Source organism: Streptomyces sp. NPDC052052 (assembly GCF_040680455.1).
Classification (GTDB): Bacteria; Actinomycetota; Actinomycetes; order Streptomycetales; family Streptomycetaceae; genus Streptomyces.
In genome coordinates, this window is record NZ_JBFAWU010000013.1 from 126771 (window position 1) to 142535 (window position 15765).

Annotated in this window: 11 protein-coding genes and 1 pseudogene; 7 read left to right on the top strand and 5 right to left on the bottom strand. The window is 68.2% G+C overall.

The annotated features are described in order from the left end of the window. Window positions 1–646 precede the first annotated feature (646 nt). The 4 genes and pseudogenes from AB0L71_RS17795 to AB0L71_RS17810 form a co-directional block, all read left to right on the top strand. Window positions 647–2119 carry an asparagine synthase gene (locus tag AB0L71_RS17795; protein WP_365243538.1) on the top strand — a complete coding sequence of 491 codons (1473 nt, stop codon included), beginning with the start codon at window positions 647–649 and terminating at the stop codon, window positions 2117–2119. A 26-nt stretch (window positions 2120–2145) separates the two neighbouring features. Beyond that, window positions 2146–2862, top strand: a complete 717-nt coding sequence (locus AB0L71_RS17800; RefSeq protein ID WP_365243540.1) for a class I SAM-dependent methyltransferase — start codon at window positions 2146–2148, stop codon at window positions 2860–2862. A 101-nt stretch (window positions 2863–2963) separates the two neighbouring features. Next, window positions 2964–3911 (top strand): hypothetical protein, encoded by a 948-nt coding sequence (locus AB0L71_RS17805; protein WP_365243542.1) that lies wholly within the window; start codon window positions 2964–2966, stop codon window positions 3909–3911. A gap of 85 nt (window positions 3912–3996) precedes the next feature. Then, window positions 3997–4185 (top strand): annotated as a pseudogene (locus AB0L71_RS17810) (ATP-binding protein); the annotation flags it as partial. 60 nt (window positions 4186–4245) lie between these two features. Here the strand turns inward: AB0L71_RS17810 and AB0L71_RS17815 are convergent. From AB0L71_RS17815 to AB0L71_RS17830, 4 genes are all read right to left on the bottom strand, one after another. Continuing rightward, window positions 4246–4611 carry a hypothetical protein gene (locus tag AB0L71_RS17815; protein ID WP_365243543.1) on the bottom strand — a complete coding sequence of 122 codons (366 nt, stop codon included), beginning with the start codon at window positions 4609–4611 and terminating at the stop codon, window positions 4246–4248. Between the two features lie 129 nt (window positions 4612–4740). Then, a complete protein-coding gene (locus tag AB0L71_RS17820) occupies window positions 4741–10860 on the bottom strand; it encodes a DNRLRE domain-containing protein (protein ID WP_365243545.1) in 6120 nt (2039 codons plus the stop codon). 230 nt (window positions 10861–11090) lie between these two features. Further along, window positions 11091–11744, bottom strand: coding sequence for a response regulator transcription factor (locus AB0L71_RS17825; RefSeq protein WP_365243547.1), 654 nt, complete (start codon window positions 11742–11744; stop codon window positions 11091–11093). Then, window positions 11741–12700, bottom strand: coding sequence for a histidine kinase (locus tag AB0L71_RS17830; protein ID WP_365243549.1), 960 nt, complete (start codon window positions 12698–12700; stop codon window positions 11741–11743). The genes AB0L71_RS17825 and AB0L71_RS17830 overlap by 4 nt, the downstream gene beginning before the upstream one ends. A gap of 451 nt (window positions 12701–13151) precedes the next feature. Here AB0L71_RS17830 and AB0L71_RS17835 point away from each other — a divergent pair, with 451 nt between their 5' ends. The 3 genes from AB0L71_RS17835 to AB0L71_RS17845 all read left to right on the top strand — a co-directional run bounded on the left by AB0L71_RS17835 (window position 13152) and on the right by AB0L71_RS17845 (window position 14724). Beyond that, window positions 13152–13469: a PEP-utilizing enzyme gene (locus AB0L71_RS17835; RefSeq protein WP_365243551.1), complete on the top strand. Its 318-nt coding sequence runs from the start codon at window positions 13152–13154 to the stop codon at window positions 13467–13469. A 26-nt stretch (window positions 13470–13495) separates the two neighbouring features. Further along, window positions 13496–13699, top strand: coding sequence for an SDR family oxidoreductase (locus AB0L71_RS17840; protein WP_365243553.1), 204 nt, complete (start codon window positions 13496–13498; stop codon window positions 13697–13699). 74 nt (window positions 13700–13773) lie between these two features. Next, window positions 13774–14724, top strand: coding sequence for an AEC family transporter (locus AB0L71_RS17845; RefSeq protein WP_365243555.1), 951 nt, complete (start codon window positions 13774–13776; stop codon window positions 14722–14724). A gap of 196 nt (window positions 14725–14920) precedes the next feature. On the opposite strand, the gene AB0L71_RS17850 is transcribed toward AB0L71_RS17845, so the two are convergent. Next, a complete protein-coding gene (locus tag AB0L71_RS17850) occupies window positions 14921–15502 on the bottom strand; it encodes a Uma2 family endonuclease (RefSeq protein ID WP_365243557.1) in 582 nt (193 codons plus the stop codon). Window positions 15503–15765 lie beyond the last annotated feature (263 nt).

Consider the following 15765-nt stretch of genomic DNA (forward strand, 5'->3'; position numbering starts at 1 on the left):
AGCGAAGAGCGGGCCCGTCTGGCCCGGATGACCGAGGAACGGGGCACCGACGGGGTGTTGCGGATCGACACCTATGAGGGTGCGGACCTGCCGCCGAGCTCCCATCGGCTCTCACCGTGTTGCTGCCCGCAGCATTGCCCTACGACGTCGGAGGACGGGGCAGCGAGGCTGAGTGCCGCAGTACGTGAGGCCAACGAGCGCAGTCGCGGAGAGCGACTGTGAGGCGGTCAACAGATCGGTCGGCTTCGTCCGGGGCGTGGCCGCCGCAGCCACACCCACCTGACTCCTCCCCGTCACGAATCCCGGTTTCCCGCCTGTGACGAGGGAGGGCTCGCCGCCGAAAGCGGTGGGCACCCTGTCCGGCCGCCTTCTTCGCAAGGGTCCGGCAGCCGGACGGGTCCAGCTCCGCAGCACCAGCAGCGGAGTCCACTGAAAACCGTAAGGGAGAACGTAATGAACGTGGACGACTTCTTCACCGGCGACCTCATCACCGGCGTCCCGGCCGTCGAAGCAGCGCTGCTCGACAAGATGCCGGGCGGCGGCGACAACAACGGCGACCACTGCAGCAAGTGATCCAGGACTGACACCAGGCGGGGCGGGGGCGTTCGCGGCCCCGCCCCGCCGCACGACATCTGAAAGGGACGACATGCTGTCGATGCGCCTGCGCCTGGCCGATCTCCAGGAGCTCAAGTGGAAAAGACATGGCGGTCGTTGGGTCAACGGTGAGAGCTGGATCGAGCCCGCGAACGTGTCCGCGTTGGCCATGGAGGTCAACGACGGCCAGGCGCCGCGCCTACGGATTCGTGTAAAGGAGTGCAAGCGTGAGGAGGCCGACTTTGTCGCACTCACCATCGAGCCGGGTGAAGCGCGTCTAACGGCCGGTGTCTTCGGCACAGCCCCGCTCTACTTGACGGAGAAGGACGGCGAGTTGCACGGTTCATGGGACCTGACGGCGCTGCGACCGCATCTGCGGGCTGACCGTCTGGTGCCGCGCGTTGTCGCCCGAACGCTGACGAGGCAGCACCGCTACACGTCCGAGACGCTGTTCGAAGGCGTCTACCGCCTCACCGAGCGGGCGGCGGCCATGTTCACCACCTCGGGACTCAGCATCCACTACCCGGAGCCTGCCGAACATGTACTTGAGCCCCGCACGCTGCGGCCCGGAATTGATCCACTCGACGCTTTCGATGAGTTGCTGACCGACGTGATCCGCCAGGCGCCGACAGCAACCGGATGCGTGGGGGTTGAGCTGTCCGGTGGCGCGGATTCCGCAAACGTCGCCCTGGCCGTGAAGGCGGCTGGCTTCCCGAAGGCATATAGCTTCGGCCTGCTGGTGGGAGGAAGTACCGGCATACAGCAGCGCGAGCGGCGCCGGGCCTTGGTAGAGCGTTGCGGCTTTCACGACACGACCACCCCCGCCATGCAGCACCCGCCTTTCTGCCCTGGAGGCGTGCGCGCCCGGGGCAAGCCTCATGATCCTGCGGGGGCCTTCTACCAGGAGGCGTTCGACGTCGTACGCGAACAGGCAGCCGCCCGGCGATGCGAGATCATGTTCACGGGCAGCGGCGGGGACGAGATCAATGCCTACCACTCCAGGAAGCAGGCCGAACTGCCGACGCCGGAGCCGGTGGCGTGGCTCGGTAAGAAGGCAGTCCGGGCGCTCGCCGACGTGAACGAGCACCTCGCACCCATCCCGGTGCTACCCGTACCGACCCTGATGGCGTTCGGGATGCACAACCCCGGATTCCTCCGAAGCGGGATCTGGCCCGTGAGCCCACTTGTGCACCCGCGGATCGTCCGGTTCATGGAGCAGCTACCGTACGAGCACAAGCGCGGAAAAGCGATGTTCCGCGAGCGGATCAGGAGAGCTGGATTGCCGGAGTGGGTGGCCGCGCCGGCCGAGCCGGAGAACTTCCTGGCCGTCCTGGAGGAGGGGCTGCGGTTCTACGGTTTGCCCGCACTGGACGACATGCTGAAGGAATCGGTCCTGCTGGACCTTGGCTACATTGACGGTCAGGCTCTCGCTCAGGCGCGCAAGGACGCCGATGCCGCTTCGGTCGTTCCTGACCTGCTGTGCGATGCGCTCGCTCTGGAGGTCGGACTGCGAAGCCTCATGTGACCCGACCCAGCACGGAAGCCGAGCACGTGGAAGCTACGAACCTCCTCTACCGGGATCCGGCCCTGTACGACGTGGTCCAGGCCGACAGCACGAGCGCCGAGATGTGCCAGGACCTCATTGAACGGCATCGGCCGAACGCCCAGACGCTGGTTGATTTCGGATGCGGGACGGGACGGGACTTGGAGATCCTGTCCAAGCGCTTCGCGTGTATCGGCTTGGATCTCCAGCCCAGCATGGTCGGCTACGCCCATCAGGCCCGGCCGTTGCTGGACATCCGCACGGGCGACATGCGCACCGTACGACTCGGCACACGCATGGACGTGGTGACCTGCATGGGCAACAGCCTCGCCTACGTGCATGACAACAAGGAGATCAGCCGGGTCTTCGCCACCTTCGCAGCCCACGCCGGACCGGGCGCGCTGCTCGTCCTGTGCTCCCCTGTCGCCCCGATCTCCCGGACCGGACCGACCACCGCCACGGTCGACACCCTCAGAGGGTTGGCGAAAGTCACCGTCCGTCATGAGTGGGACCTGCGAAAACAGATCAACACCATGTATCGGCACTGGGTGCTCCCTTCGGGAGACGAGGCCCAGGACGAGATCCACAGGCGGGTTCTGTTTCCCCGGGAACTGGAGCGGTACGCGGAGGGTGTCGGCTTCGAGGTGCTGGACATGACCGACGGCACAGAGGGAGGGCTCACCGGCCCGACCGCCTATACGGTGGCCCGGTACACCCGAGACTGAGCGCCCGTGCGGAAGACGGCCCAAGACCCGACGCCCGGCCTCCTGACGGCAGTGCGTAGCGACGGAAACACTGTGGATCTACAGGCTTTCGAGGTGGCTCAATGGACGTTTTTGAGGCCGTCAATGCCGGGATAAGTCATGGCCTGGTGGCCGAACTGACTGTGCATGAGAAAGAGTGGGAAGCTCTGACCATCGCGGCATGCGGCTGGCTCACAGAAGGAGTTGCGTCAGCTGCTGTGCAAGGGGAGCTGGGCGGCCTCCCGCGGGACGTTCCTGTATCCAGGAGTGGATATTCACAGGTGTGGGAGAGCGTTCCGCGCCAGCGGAAGGAGGTGTGGTGGGGTTATGTTTCCGTCTCTCCCCAGGGGACGTTCGATGTGCTGTACAACCCCTATGTCGAAGAGGTCTTGCCCTGGCTGAGGAGCCACATCGACAAGCGCCCCGAATCGGCCGATGTGCAGATCGGCACATTCGCTGAAGGCGGTGAGATCGGCAATTCGAGCATTCAGCTCTCCGTCTCCTTCGACGAGGAGCTTCCGGACTACGTGAAGCTCACGTACCGCCTGGACGAGGCGGTATTGGTCGATCCATCGACCACGCAGACCGAGCACACGCGCCTGCTCGCCGCGGTCAGTTGGGCGTGTCACCGGTACAACGTGGTCTTCGGCCACTTCTCGTATGAGCACTCCGTCGGGGCCACCGAACTCGAGCGTTGCCTGCGCGGACCGGAGCGCGTTCCCGGGCGGAACACGCCACTGTGGCGCTCACGTCTACGTGGCTACTCCTGGTTGATGGTCATCTCCGGTGATGTCGCCCAGACCCTCGGTGGCGCCGAAGCCATGGTCGCATCGGGCGCTTTCAACTCCGTGCAACCCTTGCCCAACAGTGCACTGCTGCTTCAGGCCACGCCGTTGTTTCAGGAATACCGTGGTGAGCCTGTCTCCGCTGTGCACCGGACGGTCCGTGCTGTGTTGGTCGAGGGCGAATGGCGCAGCCCGTCGCCCGCTCCGGGGCAGCCTTCCCGGCACATGGTCGTACTCAGCGAGTAGCTCGCTGGCAGTGCTTCGCCAGATGCGTGGCAGGTCTTTCCGAATGCTGCGGAAGGCACTTACGGCGTCGGCCGGGTTCTCCGCCGACGACGAGACCGGCCGCGGCCTGACCCTGCTCGACGCCCTGGCACTGCGCTGGGGCGTGGAGCAGGGTCCCGGCACCAAGACGGTGTGGTGTGAACTGCCGGGCGGCGACCGCACACCCCCTGGTGAGCCCTCCGCCGTCCTTCAGGCCGATTCGGAGGGGATGTCCGTGGGTGTGATCGCAGGGTGAATGCCGCGGTACTACGCGACGACGTACCGCCAGCAAGAGCCACCGCTGCTCACGTGCGGTTCACGCGACGGTGCTCACGAGAAGGAAGGAGACGAGAGCGGCGACAGCGGAAAGGATTGCGCTGGTCTTCACTCCGGGCGAGCGTCCCAGCAGTTTCGTGAGCGCGATGAACACGAGGAGAGAAGAGACCGTGTAGAGCCCGATCCACGCCGCGCGGAATTCCGAACCGGCCAGGCCGCCGAGTATCGCTCCGATGAGGGCTCCACCGGTGAAGACGATCGCCGAGGGCCATCGGATCTCGAGCAGCGCGCGGTTCTCGTGCTGCGGGTGGTGCTTCCGTGACCTGCGATCGCGGATGTCAGCAGCGACGAACAGGACAGCCGCCAGGATCCAGGGCAGCACGTAGACGAATGTGGGTGCGGTCATGCGAATCGGTCCTTGATTCCCTTGGTGTGTATCGTCTGCGAATTCATTGCTGATGTGACCTCGCACGTGGCTGTTCCCGGCCGGAGGCGCGTACGGCCTCCGACCGGGAACAGCAGGGGTCAGGTCAGGCTACTGATGGGTGATGGAGATCCTTCCGTAGACCCAGACGGTGATCTTCACGCCCCGGTTCGGGAACGATGAATGGACGCGCTGGATGTTGACCGCCACCCAGGTGGCGACGCCTGCGAGGATGGCCATCACGGCTGACAGGATTCCTGCGCTGGCCACACCGAACAGGGCCGCGGACACGCCCCAGGCGGTGGCGCCGCCGATGATGTCCCAGGATGCCTTCCAGGCCCGAGCCCGGCTGAGCTTGATCTCGCACTTGCCGCGCCAGACGGAGCAACTGCGGGAGTTCTTGTTGTACTTGGCCAGGACCTTGCGGCCGTCGAGGTCGAACTTGTTGACCGGGTCCGAGGGGTAGCTGTAGGCGTTCTCCCCGCCGCCGTACACGGGGTCGATGGAGAGGAAACGCCCGGTGGCCGGGTTGTAGAGGCGGACGCCCATCAGCGTGAGGCCGGTGACGGTCTCGGTGGAGCGCTGCTTGGCGCCGAGCCAGTTGTAGCGGGTGGCCGCCTGGCCGGCACGGGGGTTGCCGTATTCGTCGGCGTCCAGGGCGACGGGCGCCTTGCTGGTGTCCAGCGGGAGCTGGAGGGCGACGTCGCCGTGGATGGTGGTGAACTGCAGGACGGTGTCGCCGGTCTTGGTGGTGGTGGCGGCCAGGCCGCCGGACAGCGAGGCGACGTTGCGGGTCAGGGCGCCACCCGCGGTGTCCTCGACGATCCAGCGGGGGCTGTCACCGTCACCGGAGTAGTGGTTGACCTTGGACGCGGTCTGGGTCCAGGTGCTGTCGCCGCCGGTCTCGCTCTTCCAGGAGCGGAAGCGCATGGCCGAGTCGAGCTGCCAGGTCTGGCGCTGGCCACCGGACGTCTGCTGGTACGCCAGGTCGTTGGCGTAGTAGCCGATCGTGCTGCCGGGCAGGGCGGTGGTGCGGCCGAAGGCGTCGTAGACGTAACCGCTGTCGACGATGCGGTCGGCGCTGTCGTAGGTGTGGTCGGTGGTGGTTCCTCCGCTGGTGGGGCAGTCGAGGCCGGGGCTCGCGGCCGCGACGGTGCTGGACGTGCGGTTGCCGCGCACGTCGAAGACGTAGGTGCGGCGCGTGCAGACCGTGTCGACCGTGTCCTGGACCTCGGTGAGCCGGCCTGCGCGGTCGTAGCGGTAGGTCTGGTCGGACCAGCCGGCGTGGCTGGTGACCTGTCCGTGGACGGACTCGTTCACGGTGTCCGCGTAGACGACGGAACCGTCGCTGTCGCGGGTGTAGGTGCGGTTGGTGACCGAACCGGCCGTGTCCTTGGTCTGCTTGAGCGTGTACCCGCCGGGCAGCTTCTCGCTGGTGACCGAACCGTCGGCGTCGTAACCGGCCTGGAGGACACCGGCGACGGAGTCCGTGGCCTTGGTCGCCAGGCCACGCGGCTCGACGGCGGTGTCGTAGGTGTACGTGACGGTCGAGGGAGCGTTGTCGCCGAGCTTGACCGGCCGGTCGAGCAGGTCGTACTCGGTGGTGGTGACGCCGCCGTCGGCGTCGGTGTAGGAGATCTGGCGGCCGAGCTTGTCGTACGCCTTGACGAGGGCACCGCCGGTGGTGGACGTGGTCTTCGCGACCAGACCCGTGGCCGGGTCGTACTCGGTGGTCACGTCCGGCACCGCCTGGCCGGGGCCGGTGACGGTGCTCTTCGTCTCACGCCCGGCGTCGTCGTACGTGGTGACCGTGGTGCGGGAGGCGCCGTTGGCCGTTTCGATCTTCTTGGTGACCTGGCCGTAGAAGCCGTACTCGAAGGTGGTGTCCGGCAGTTGCTCCGGGTTGGTGCCGCCGCCGGTGATGTCACCGGCCGGGCCGGTCCAGCAGACGGCGTCGGCCCACTCCGGGCGGCCCTTGCACCAGCCGGTGCCGGTGGCGGACCAGTAGACGGTGACCGTGCTGGCGGCGTCGTCGCCGGTGCCGCCGGGCAGGGACTGGTCGGTGACGCGGCCCTGGTCGTCGTAGGACGTGGCGGTCTTCAGGTTGAGGCCGCCGGAGTCCTGGATGGACAGGGTCGGCAGGCCCTTGGCCCAGTCGTACAGGGTCTCGTCGACGCGCTTCTCGCCCATGTTCGAGTCATAGCCGCGGACCCGGACGCCGGTCACGCTGATGGTGAGCTGGTCCTTGACGACCGCGGTGCCGTCGGTGGGGCGGTCCTCGTCGTATTCGTTCACGGTCCACTGGCGGCCGGGGACGGAGTTCCCGGCGGCCACGAGGACGGTGGTGCCGGACTTCAGGTCTCCGGTGAGCTCCACGCGGTGCAGCGGCCCGAAGGTCTCCACCTCGCGGATGCCGTCGGCGCTGAAGTAGGACAGCGAGGACAGCTCCTCGGCGCGCTCGGCCGTGGTGAGCGAGCCGATGCCCAGGTCGGCCAGGGTTCCGGCGGCGCCGGGGGCGGTGCCGAGGGCGACGGCGCGGTTGCCCGCGCTCAGCTTGCGGACGGTGTTGCCGAAGCGGTCGTACTCCTCCGTGCCGATGTGCCCGCCGGGCTCGGCCGTGTTCACCTCGCGTCCGGAGACGCCCAGGTAGTGCACGGTGGCGCGCGCGTAGGCGTCGTTGCCCAGCGCGGAACCGGAGTTCGACGTGGGAACGGCGTCACCGGGGAAGACCGCGGTGGCGTCGGTCGGGGCGTCGGTCTGGCCCCAGGCCTTCACGTCGGCGGCGCCCATCTTGTACGGGGCGGCCGAGCCGGTCAGCGGCACGTCGTAGACGACGCTCGTGGCGTTGGTGCCCGAGACGGTGTCGGCCGTGCCCTGTTGCAGGCCGGAGCGGGACGCCTTGAGCAGCATGCCGGCACCGGCGGTGGCGGCGTTGCCCGCCTTGCCGTAGGTGAAGGTCCACGGCAGCTGGCCGGGCGTGGTCAGCTCGGTGACGCGGCCGGCGCTGTCGTAGCCGTACTCGGTCTTCAGCGCGGGGCTGATCTGCGGGTTCCAGGTCTGGCGGAGTCGGCCCTCGTCGTCGTAGACGTACGACTGGATCGTCTTGGCGGTCGCCGCGGTGGCACCGGGCTCGGTGGACCACAGACGGATCTCCTTCACCTGGCCGCTGACGTCGCCGAAGGCGCTCGCGGTGGCGGTGGTGGAGGTGGCGTAGACGAACTCCAGCGAGCGGCAGCCGCGGGTGGACGGGGTGGCCGCGCAGGTGGACGTGGTGGCGGCGGAGGTCGGGGCGACGAGCAGCTTCGGGCGGGCCAGGGTCTTGCCGCCCGCGGTGACGGTCTCGGAGACGACGCCGGTGGTGCTGGCGGTCAGGCCGTTCAGCTTGGACCGGTCGACCACCCAGGTGGTCGCCGTGGACGCCGGCTTGGCGAAGACGGTCTCCGAGCCCTCGGTGTCGGTGAGCGTGAAGGTGTCGGCGAAGGCGCCCTTCAGGGTCAGCTCTTCGGCACCCGGCTCCGGGATCCACGCGGTCTTCGCCGCGTTCGCGGTGAAGCCGATGGTGCTGCCGTCCCGCTCCACGACCGACAGCGCGGTGTCGGAGACCTTCACGATCTCGACGTAGCCGGAGTTGCTGATGTCGGCGACGACCGAGCTGGTCCACTCCTTGCCGAAGATCGGGAACTGGCCCTCGGACTGCGCGGCGGGGTTGCGGGAGGACGTGTTCCGGCCGGCGGACAGGCCGAACGCCGAGGCGTCTGCGCCGGAAAGCGCGAAGTCACCGGTCAGCAGGTTGAGCGAACCGGGTCCGACCTCCTGGGTGGCGGCGCCCGAGGCATTGCGGTCGACGACCACACTCAGCGGCAGCGTGCTGCCCGTCGCGGAGTCGGGACCGGTGAAGTCGGCCTTGATCTGGACGGTGCCGTCAGGGTCGACGGTGTCCGTGGCGTTCCACACCAGCGGCGCGTTCCTGCCACCGGTCAGCGGCACCGGCCACTCGGTCAGCGCCGTGGCACCCGAGGTGACATCACCAGCCGGGATGGTCTGCCACGGGTCGGCCTCGGAGCGGCGCCAGGAGAAGGACACCGCGTTGTACTTCGCGCCGTCGGCCTCGGCCACCAGCGGCAGCCGGCGCGCGGTGCGCTCGCCGGGGTCCGGCTGGACGAAGCCACCGGGGCCGGCGTGGAAGGTGTACTCGATGGCCTCGGACTTGTTGTCGGCCTTGTCGACCTGCCGCACCTGGAGGGTGTGGGTGCCGTTCTTCGGCGGAGTGACGGAGAGGGCCTTGGCGGCGGTGGAGCCGCCGGTGGAAACCTTCGTCCAGGTGATGCCGTCGAGCGACCACTCGAGCCAGTTGTGGTCGGTGCCGTTCGGCGTGACGGTGAAGGTGCCTGCCTGGTCCGCCCCCTTGACCCAGGCGTTGGCCGGGTAGTCCGTCGAGGCGATGCTCGTCGGTGCGATGGGCGAGGCGGTGTCGACCGTGAAGGTCTTCCAGTCCGACCAGCCGAGGTTGTAGTGCGTGCCGTCGTACGGGCTGGTGCGGAACTTGTACGTCTTGCCGTTGGTGAGCAGCCCGGCCGGGACGTCCACGGACGCGACCTGCCCGGAGTTCACCCAGGGGGAGACGAGGACGTTGCCGACCTGGGCGTTGCTGGCGGAGTCGAAGATCTGGAAGGTGCCGTTGACCTTGTCACCGTTGGGGTCGACGAAGGTGTCCCGCAGGGTGGGCGTCACGGTGTTGACCACGTAGGCGCCGTCGTAGGAGAAGTACGGCGGGCCCGCCTCCTGCTTCGTACCCGTGCGCGGCCGGTAGTTGTAGGTGACCACCAGCTTGGGCGGGTTGGACGCGGCGTTGGCGGAGTTGACCCGCTTCCACTGCCCCGTCACGGTCTCGTCCGAGGCGCGCAGACCCATGTGGGACTTGGCGGCCTTGGCCGACGCCCACTCCTGCACCATCGTGGTGACGTCGGCGTTGATCCAGCCGTCCGGCTGCGCGCTGCACGAGGCGTTGCCCGTCGTCTCCGAGGACGTGGCCTTCTTCGCGGTCCACGCCGGCTGGTTGGGCGCGGCCCAGCGCGAGGAGGTCGAGGCGGCCCCGGCGGACCACACCTCCCACGGCTGGTTCGGGCAGGACGAGCCGGTGTAGTTGCCGGAGTGGAAGTTCCACAGCGACAGCTTCGCGTCCGTGACCAGGGCGTCGGAGATCGGTGCGGTGTTCCAGGAGATGAAGGAACGCGCCGTGCGGTAGGTGCCGTCCGCGTTCGTCGTGCCCGGGTTTCCCAGGTCGAGTTCGACGTCGTTGGACCAGTCGACGGTCTCGCCCTGCTGGACGTAGGTGTCGAAGACGTTCGACAGGGCGGAGGTGGACGGGTCGACCGTCACCGGGTACTTCGTCTCCGGGTCGGCGAGGAACTCCGCGTCCGGGGTGATGACGAGGTCCACGCCACCCTTGGTCTTCACGACCTTCATGGCGACCTCGACCCGGCGGGTGTGCTCGCCGGAGACCGGGTCGACCGTCGCGTCCCACATCACCGGGGCGGGCATGACCGCGGTCTTCTTCGACTTCTTGTCGGTGAACAGCACGCTGCCGTCGGCCTGTTGCTCGGCCTTCAGACCCCTGGTCTTCAGGGGGAGCGTGTAGGAGAAGCCGTCGTCAGGCCTCTGCTTGATCTCGACGAACTGCTCGAAGCCCGTACGGGTCGCCTCGACCACGACGTCGGCTCCGGGCACCGCGTTGACATAGGTCGCGCGCGTGCCGTCGATCTCCGGCGCGGGCAGGCCGCCCCGCCACTGGAGGGCGATCTGCTCGTCGTCCTGCCCGAGGGTGACCAGGTCGGTGGCCGGGGCGGACTGGGCCGCCCGCAGGGAGCGAGCGGGCGCGCCGGTCTTCCCGGCGAGCGTCAGACCCCGCGGGTGGGACTTGGCGGCGACCGAACCGTCCGGCTGCGCCTCCAGCTCGACATCGATATCACGCCAGCTGCCGGTGGCCGGATCCTTGTAGCGGACCTGACCGGCAGACAGTTCGGTGGTCAGCGAGCCGTCCTTGTTGACCCAGGTCGTCGACGTCTCGGTCCGCTCCGACAGCGCCTCCACCCGCCGCCCGGAAAGCCGGGCCGCCACGCGCGCCGAGGCGATGTCGGCCGCCGTGGTCACGGGCTGGGCGGTCGCCTTCTGCTGCGCCTGGGCCGGAGCGGCGACGGCCGCCTCCGACCCGTAGATGGTCGAGACGGACATCAGCACGGCGAGGCTGACCACCGTGCCCCGCAGGCCCCTGGACTGATCGAGTCTGTACCGTGCGCGACGCCCGAATGGGCGCGCCGGTATATGGCTCTTCACGTGTTTCCCCTCGTACATGAATCATGCATGGTGATACGGATCCGGTGCATGGGCGCCGGACCCACGCCGGTCGGCACGAAGCGATCGGACCGGCGAGTCCTTGGAGATGGCGGCGCGGCACGCCGCCGCTACGGTTGGATCAGGCCGGTCCTGATGGCGTAGCGGGTGAGCTCGACCCGGTCGCGCATGCCCAGCTTCTGCAGCAGGTTGGCGCGGTGGCGCCCGACCGTCTTGACGCTGATGACCAGCAGCTCGGCTATCTCCTTGGAGGAGCGGCCCTCGGCGACGAGCTTGAGGATCTCCTCCTCGCGCTCGGTGATCACCTTGCGGGGCAGCCCCTCCCCGCGGCGGACGAGATCCAGGTAGTGGCGGATCAGCGCGGTCTCCGTGCCCGGGTAGAGGAACGGCTCGTCACGCATCGCCGCACGGCACGCGTCCACCAGGTCCCGGTCGGCCACCGACTTCAGCACGTAGCCACAGGCACCGATCTTCAGTGCCTCGAAGAAGTACTGCTCGCTGTCGTGCATGGTCAGGAAAAGGGTCTGCAGGCCGGGGCGCGCCTTCGCCAGGGCACGTGCGGCCTGAAGACCCGTCATGCGCGGCATCGTGATGTCGAGGACGGCGAGGTCGGCGTCCACGCTCCGGGCCATCTCGACGACATGGGCGCCGTCATCGGCCTCGCCCACCACGGCCAGGTCCGGCTCCGACTCGAGGACGAGGCGTACGCCCCGTCGCACGAGGGCGTGATCGTCGGCCAGCAGGATGCGTACAGGGGCGTTCATGCGGCGCCCCTGGCCTGTGGGGGGACCCGGAGGCGTACGGCCGTACCGCCGCCCGAGTCGTCGGAGGCGAGGGTGAGCGTCGCGCCGAGCAGGAGGGCGCGCTCACGCATGCCCCGAATGCCGGCCCCTTCCTCCGCGCCGACGAGGCCGCTGCCGTTGTCGCTGACCGCCAGGTCCACCGTCCCGGGACCGGCCGACCGCAGTTCGAGGCGGATACTGCTCGCCTCCGAGTGGCGGGCGGCATTCGTCATCGCTTCCTGGGCGACGCGGTAGAGCACGAGTTCGGCCTCGGCGCCGAGAGCCGGCAGAGAGCTGTCCACCTGGTGGCTGACGGAAACGCCGGGCGCCGAGAACTCCGTCACCAGAGCTCTCAGCGCGCTCGGCAGCCCGAGGTCCTCCAGCACGCCCGGGCGCAGTCGGCGTGCGATGCGCCGTACCTCGTCCAGACTGTCCCGTACCGTCTCCTGCGCGGTGAAGACCTCTTCGCGCAGCGCCGGCGGCACATGGTCGGCAAGGGCCTTCAACTGCAGGATCACGGCCGTCAGGGTCTGGCCGACCTCGTCGTGCAGCTCACGGGCGACTCGTCGGCGCTCGGACTCCTGCGCGGACAGGACCCTGCCGCTGCTCCCGGCCCGCTCAGCCTCCAGACGGCTGAGCATGACGTTGAACGTCTCCGTCAGTTCCGCCAGTTCGCCATGACCGGTGACCCGAGTGCGGCGACCGGGCTCCAGCAGATCGGCATCCGCCATCGCCCTGGTCAGACGCTTCAACGGTGCGAGCTCGATACGGAAGAGCAGTGCGTTGGCCGCCAACAGGGCAAGCAGCCCTCCGCCGAGCACCAGCGCCTCGCCCAGGTGGACGGGGCTGGAGACGGTGACCCATGGTCCTATGAGGAGTGCGGTCGCGATCGCGAGCACGAGGGCGTTCGACAGGAACATCCGCCAGAACAGCGACACGTCCCGTCCCCCCTTTATCGCCCGGTTCGCGTGTTTTTGCCGTGCCGTCGGCCTCCCTCTGGTCAGGGAACAGTCGGCGGAGCAACTGTTGTCGATCTTGGTCGACGAATCCATACATGCTGACACCCATCTTTCGGCGTCACGACCACTCCTGACGTGGCCTTTTGCGCAAGTGCGCCGCGGAGGGCTGTCGAGTGCGTGAAGAATCGGTATGCGGTCGATCGTCCGTGGTGGCCAGGGCGTCGACTCCTGGGGATGCGTATTTCGGGGCAACTTGCCCCGGAGCGGGGGCAGGTGACGCGTGGAGCCACGTCGGTCCGGCTCTGTTCGCTGCTGAAGGCGGTGAAGGTCGTCGTGCGACGCCTTCTGCCGAAGTGGACTTGGACACATTTCGTCCAAGTCGATGTGCACGAGAGCGAGTGCCAGGGTGGCGGGCGGTCCGGCCTTGACGATGACGGGCGTTGACGACCTCGGTTCGTGGCAGGGCTCGGTGCGCGTCACCGAGGAGGCCGGCCCTGCGTGGGTGCCGCTCATGGCCGAGGGCGGCGGGGCTGGTGACCGCCGTGGCGGAATTCTCTACCACGCTGCCATCAGCGCAGGGGAGTTGGGCCTGCCCGCGGTCCTGCTCACCGAGGCACTGTTGCCCCGTCTCGGCTCACCGGGCAGCCTCGTGATCACGATCAGCTCCGTCGCCGCGCTGCGTGGCAAGGGGGCCTACGGGGCGATGAAGGCGGCCCTGCAGGCGTGGAACCACACGCTGGACGGGTAGTTGGGGACCCTTGGGCCACCGCCAACGTGGTCGCACCCGCGGGTCCCGAGTTCTTCGGCGCACCCGCGACCGAGGAGGAACTCGCGCGCAGGCGCTCGCAGACGCTGATTGGCAGGGTCGGTGAGCCCGAGGACGTGGCCGCGGCCGTCGTCTTCCTGGCCGGACCGGACGCGGGGTACACCACGGGCGAGTTCCTCAACGTCGACGGAGGAGCGCTGCTCGGGCGCTGAGACCGTCCCCGGAAACTTGGCACGACGAACCGGTCAAGGCTCCTTCGTGGAGCCGCAAGAGCAAGGGCGCGTACATGGGAGCGGCAGGGGTTCTGGAGAAGCTGGCGCCGGTGGTGCTCGTCTTCGGGTGCGGGGTCGTTCTGGCGAGGCGGAAGGTGGTTCCGTCGGAGAGCTCAAGGGCCTTTGCGGACTATGCCTTTCTTTTCGCGGTGCCCTGTTTCCTGTTCGGGAACATCTACCGCAGTGACCTGGGGGCGCTGTTCAACTGGCGGGCCATCAGCGGCTACGCGGCCGCGGCCGGCGCCGCGGCCGTGCTGACCGTCCTGGTGGCCCGGGCCACCGGCGTGCGCGATCCACGCGGTGTGGCGCTGCGTGTCATGGCGGCGGTCCAGGTGAACACCGCCTATTTCGCGGTACCGGTGTTCATCATGCTGTTCGGGAACGCGGCACCGATCTTCCCGGTGCTGCTGTTCCAGGTCTGCGTCCTGTCCCTGGTCATCATCGCGATCATGGAACTGGGGCGCGAGGACCGCATGGGCAGTCCTGCCCGACGGCTCGGATCGGCCGTATCTGCCTCGCTGATGACCCCGGTGGTGATCGCCTGCAACGCGGGCATCCTGCTCAACCTGCTGCCCGTGACCGTGCCCGGCGTGGTCCTCGACAGCTTCTCGTTCGTCGGCGACAGCGCCTCTCCTGTGGCGTTGTTCGCCCTCGGACTACACCTGGGCGGCAGCGGCCTGCGGGTACGTGGCACCACTCCGGAGGAGATGTGGATCATCGCCTTCAAGTGCGTGGCACTCCCGCTGATCACGTACGCCGTGTGCCACTTCCTCTTCGGCGTCAGCGGTGAGTGGCTCAGCTATCTCGTCCTGATCGCGGCCATGCCGGCGCCGCAGAACCTCTTCATCTTCGCCCAGCGATACGACGTGGGTGTCGACATCTCCGCCGCCCTCGTCGTCAAGAGCTCGGTCGTCGCACTGCTCCTGCTCCCGCTGTGGACGCAGTGGGCAGTGCGGTTGGCCTGACAACGAACCATCCGGGTGAACCGCTTGCGAAGGGCAGAACCGTGACGCAGGCCGCTCAGGCATCGAACTCGTCGAAGAGGTGGACAGCTCGGGTCTGGGCCACGGTTGAGAAGACCGCCAGGTAGTACGGCATGCGGGACGATCAGACATGCGGCTCTGGAGGGCCGGACTCCGGCAAGTCCCGGCTCTTGCTTGTTCAGCTGCTCCGGGGAGGCGTGAGCTTGTCGAGATCGAGACTGACCTCGAAGGGCAGCAGGCGCTGGAGGGAACCCCGGAAGATGCCGGCGGGCGCGTAAGCGCCCGTTGGTTCGTCGAGCTCGTACACGTGGACGGCGGGTGCACCGCCCTCGTCCTCGATACACCAGTAGTGAGGAATGCCCGCCTCTGCGTATTTGCGGAGCTTGACCGTGCGGTCGCGGTGGGCGGACTCGGGGGAGACGACTTCCACGACGAGCTTCACGTCTTCCGGGGCGTACCAGGTGCGGTCGGGGTCGTAGGGCAGGTCTGTCAGCAGGAGGTCAGGCTCGGGGCGGTTTCGGGCATCCAGGCGAATCGTCATCTCCCGCTCGACCTCGATGCCGGGTGGCGCCTGCTCCATGAGCGTCGTGGTCAGGGCAGTGACGAGACGGCCGTGCCAGGACCGCTGGGGCGACATCATGAAAACGAGGGCTCCGTCGATCAGCTCGGTGTGGCGCGGGGCCTCGGGGAGGCGGTCCAGATCCTCCGCGAACCAGCCTTCCGCGCGGGGCGGACGCATCCATTCGGGCAGTGCGGTCATGCCCTCACGGTAGCGGCTGTGGCTGCGGCGAGCCGGGTGCTCCGTGGAGCCTCGACGGCGGGTTCAGCGGGGGACGTAGCAGGAAGCACCCTGTGCCGCACACCCAGCCATGCTGTTCCTCGCCGACGGCGGCGGCTCGTCCTGGCTCTCCGCGGGGCGCCTGGACGACATCGCCGGGGCGGAGGTGGAACCGCTTCAGTCCCCTGGCCTGCTGCTCGCTGACGCACCGGAAGCTGCTCTTCGGTGCATTCGCGACGGTGCAC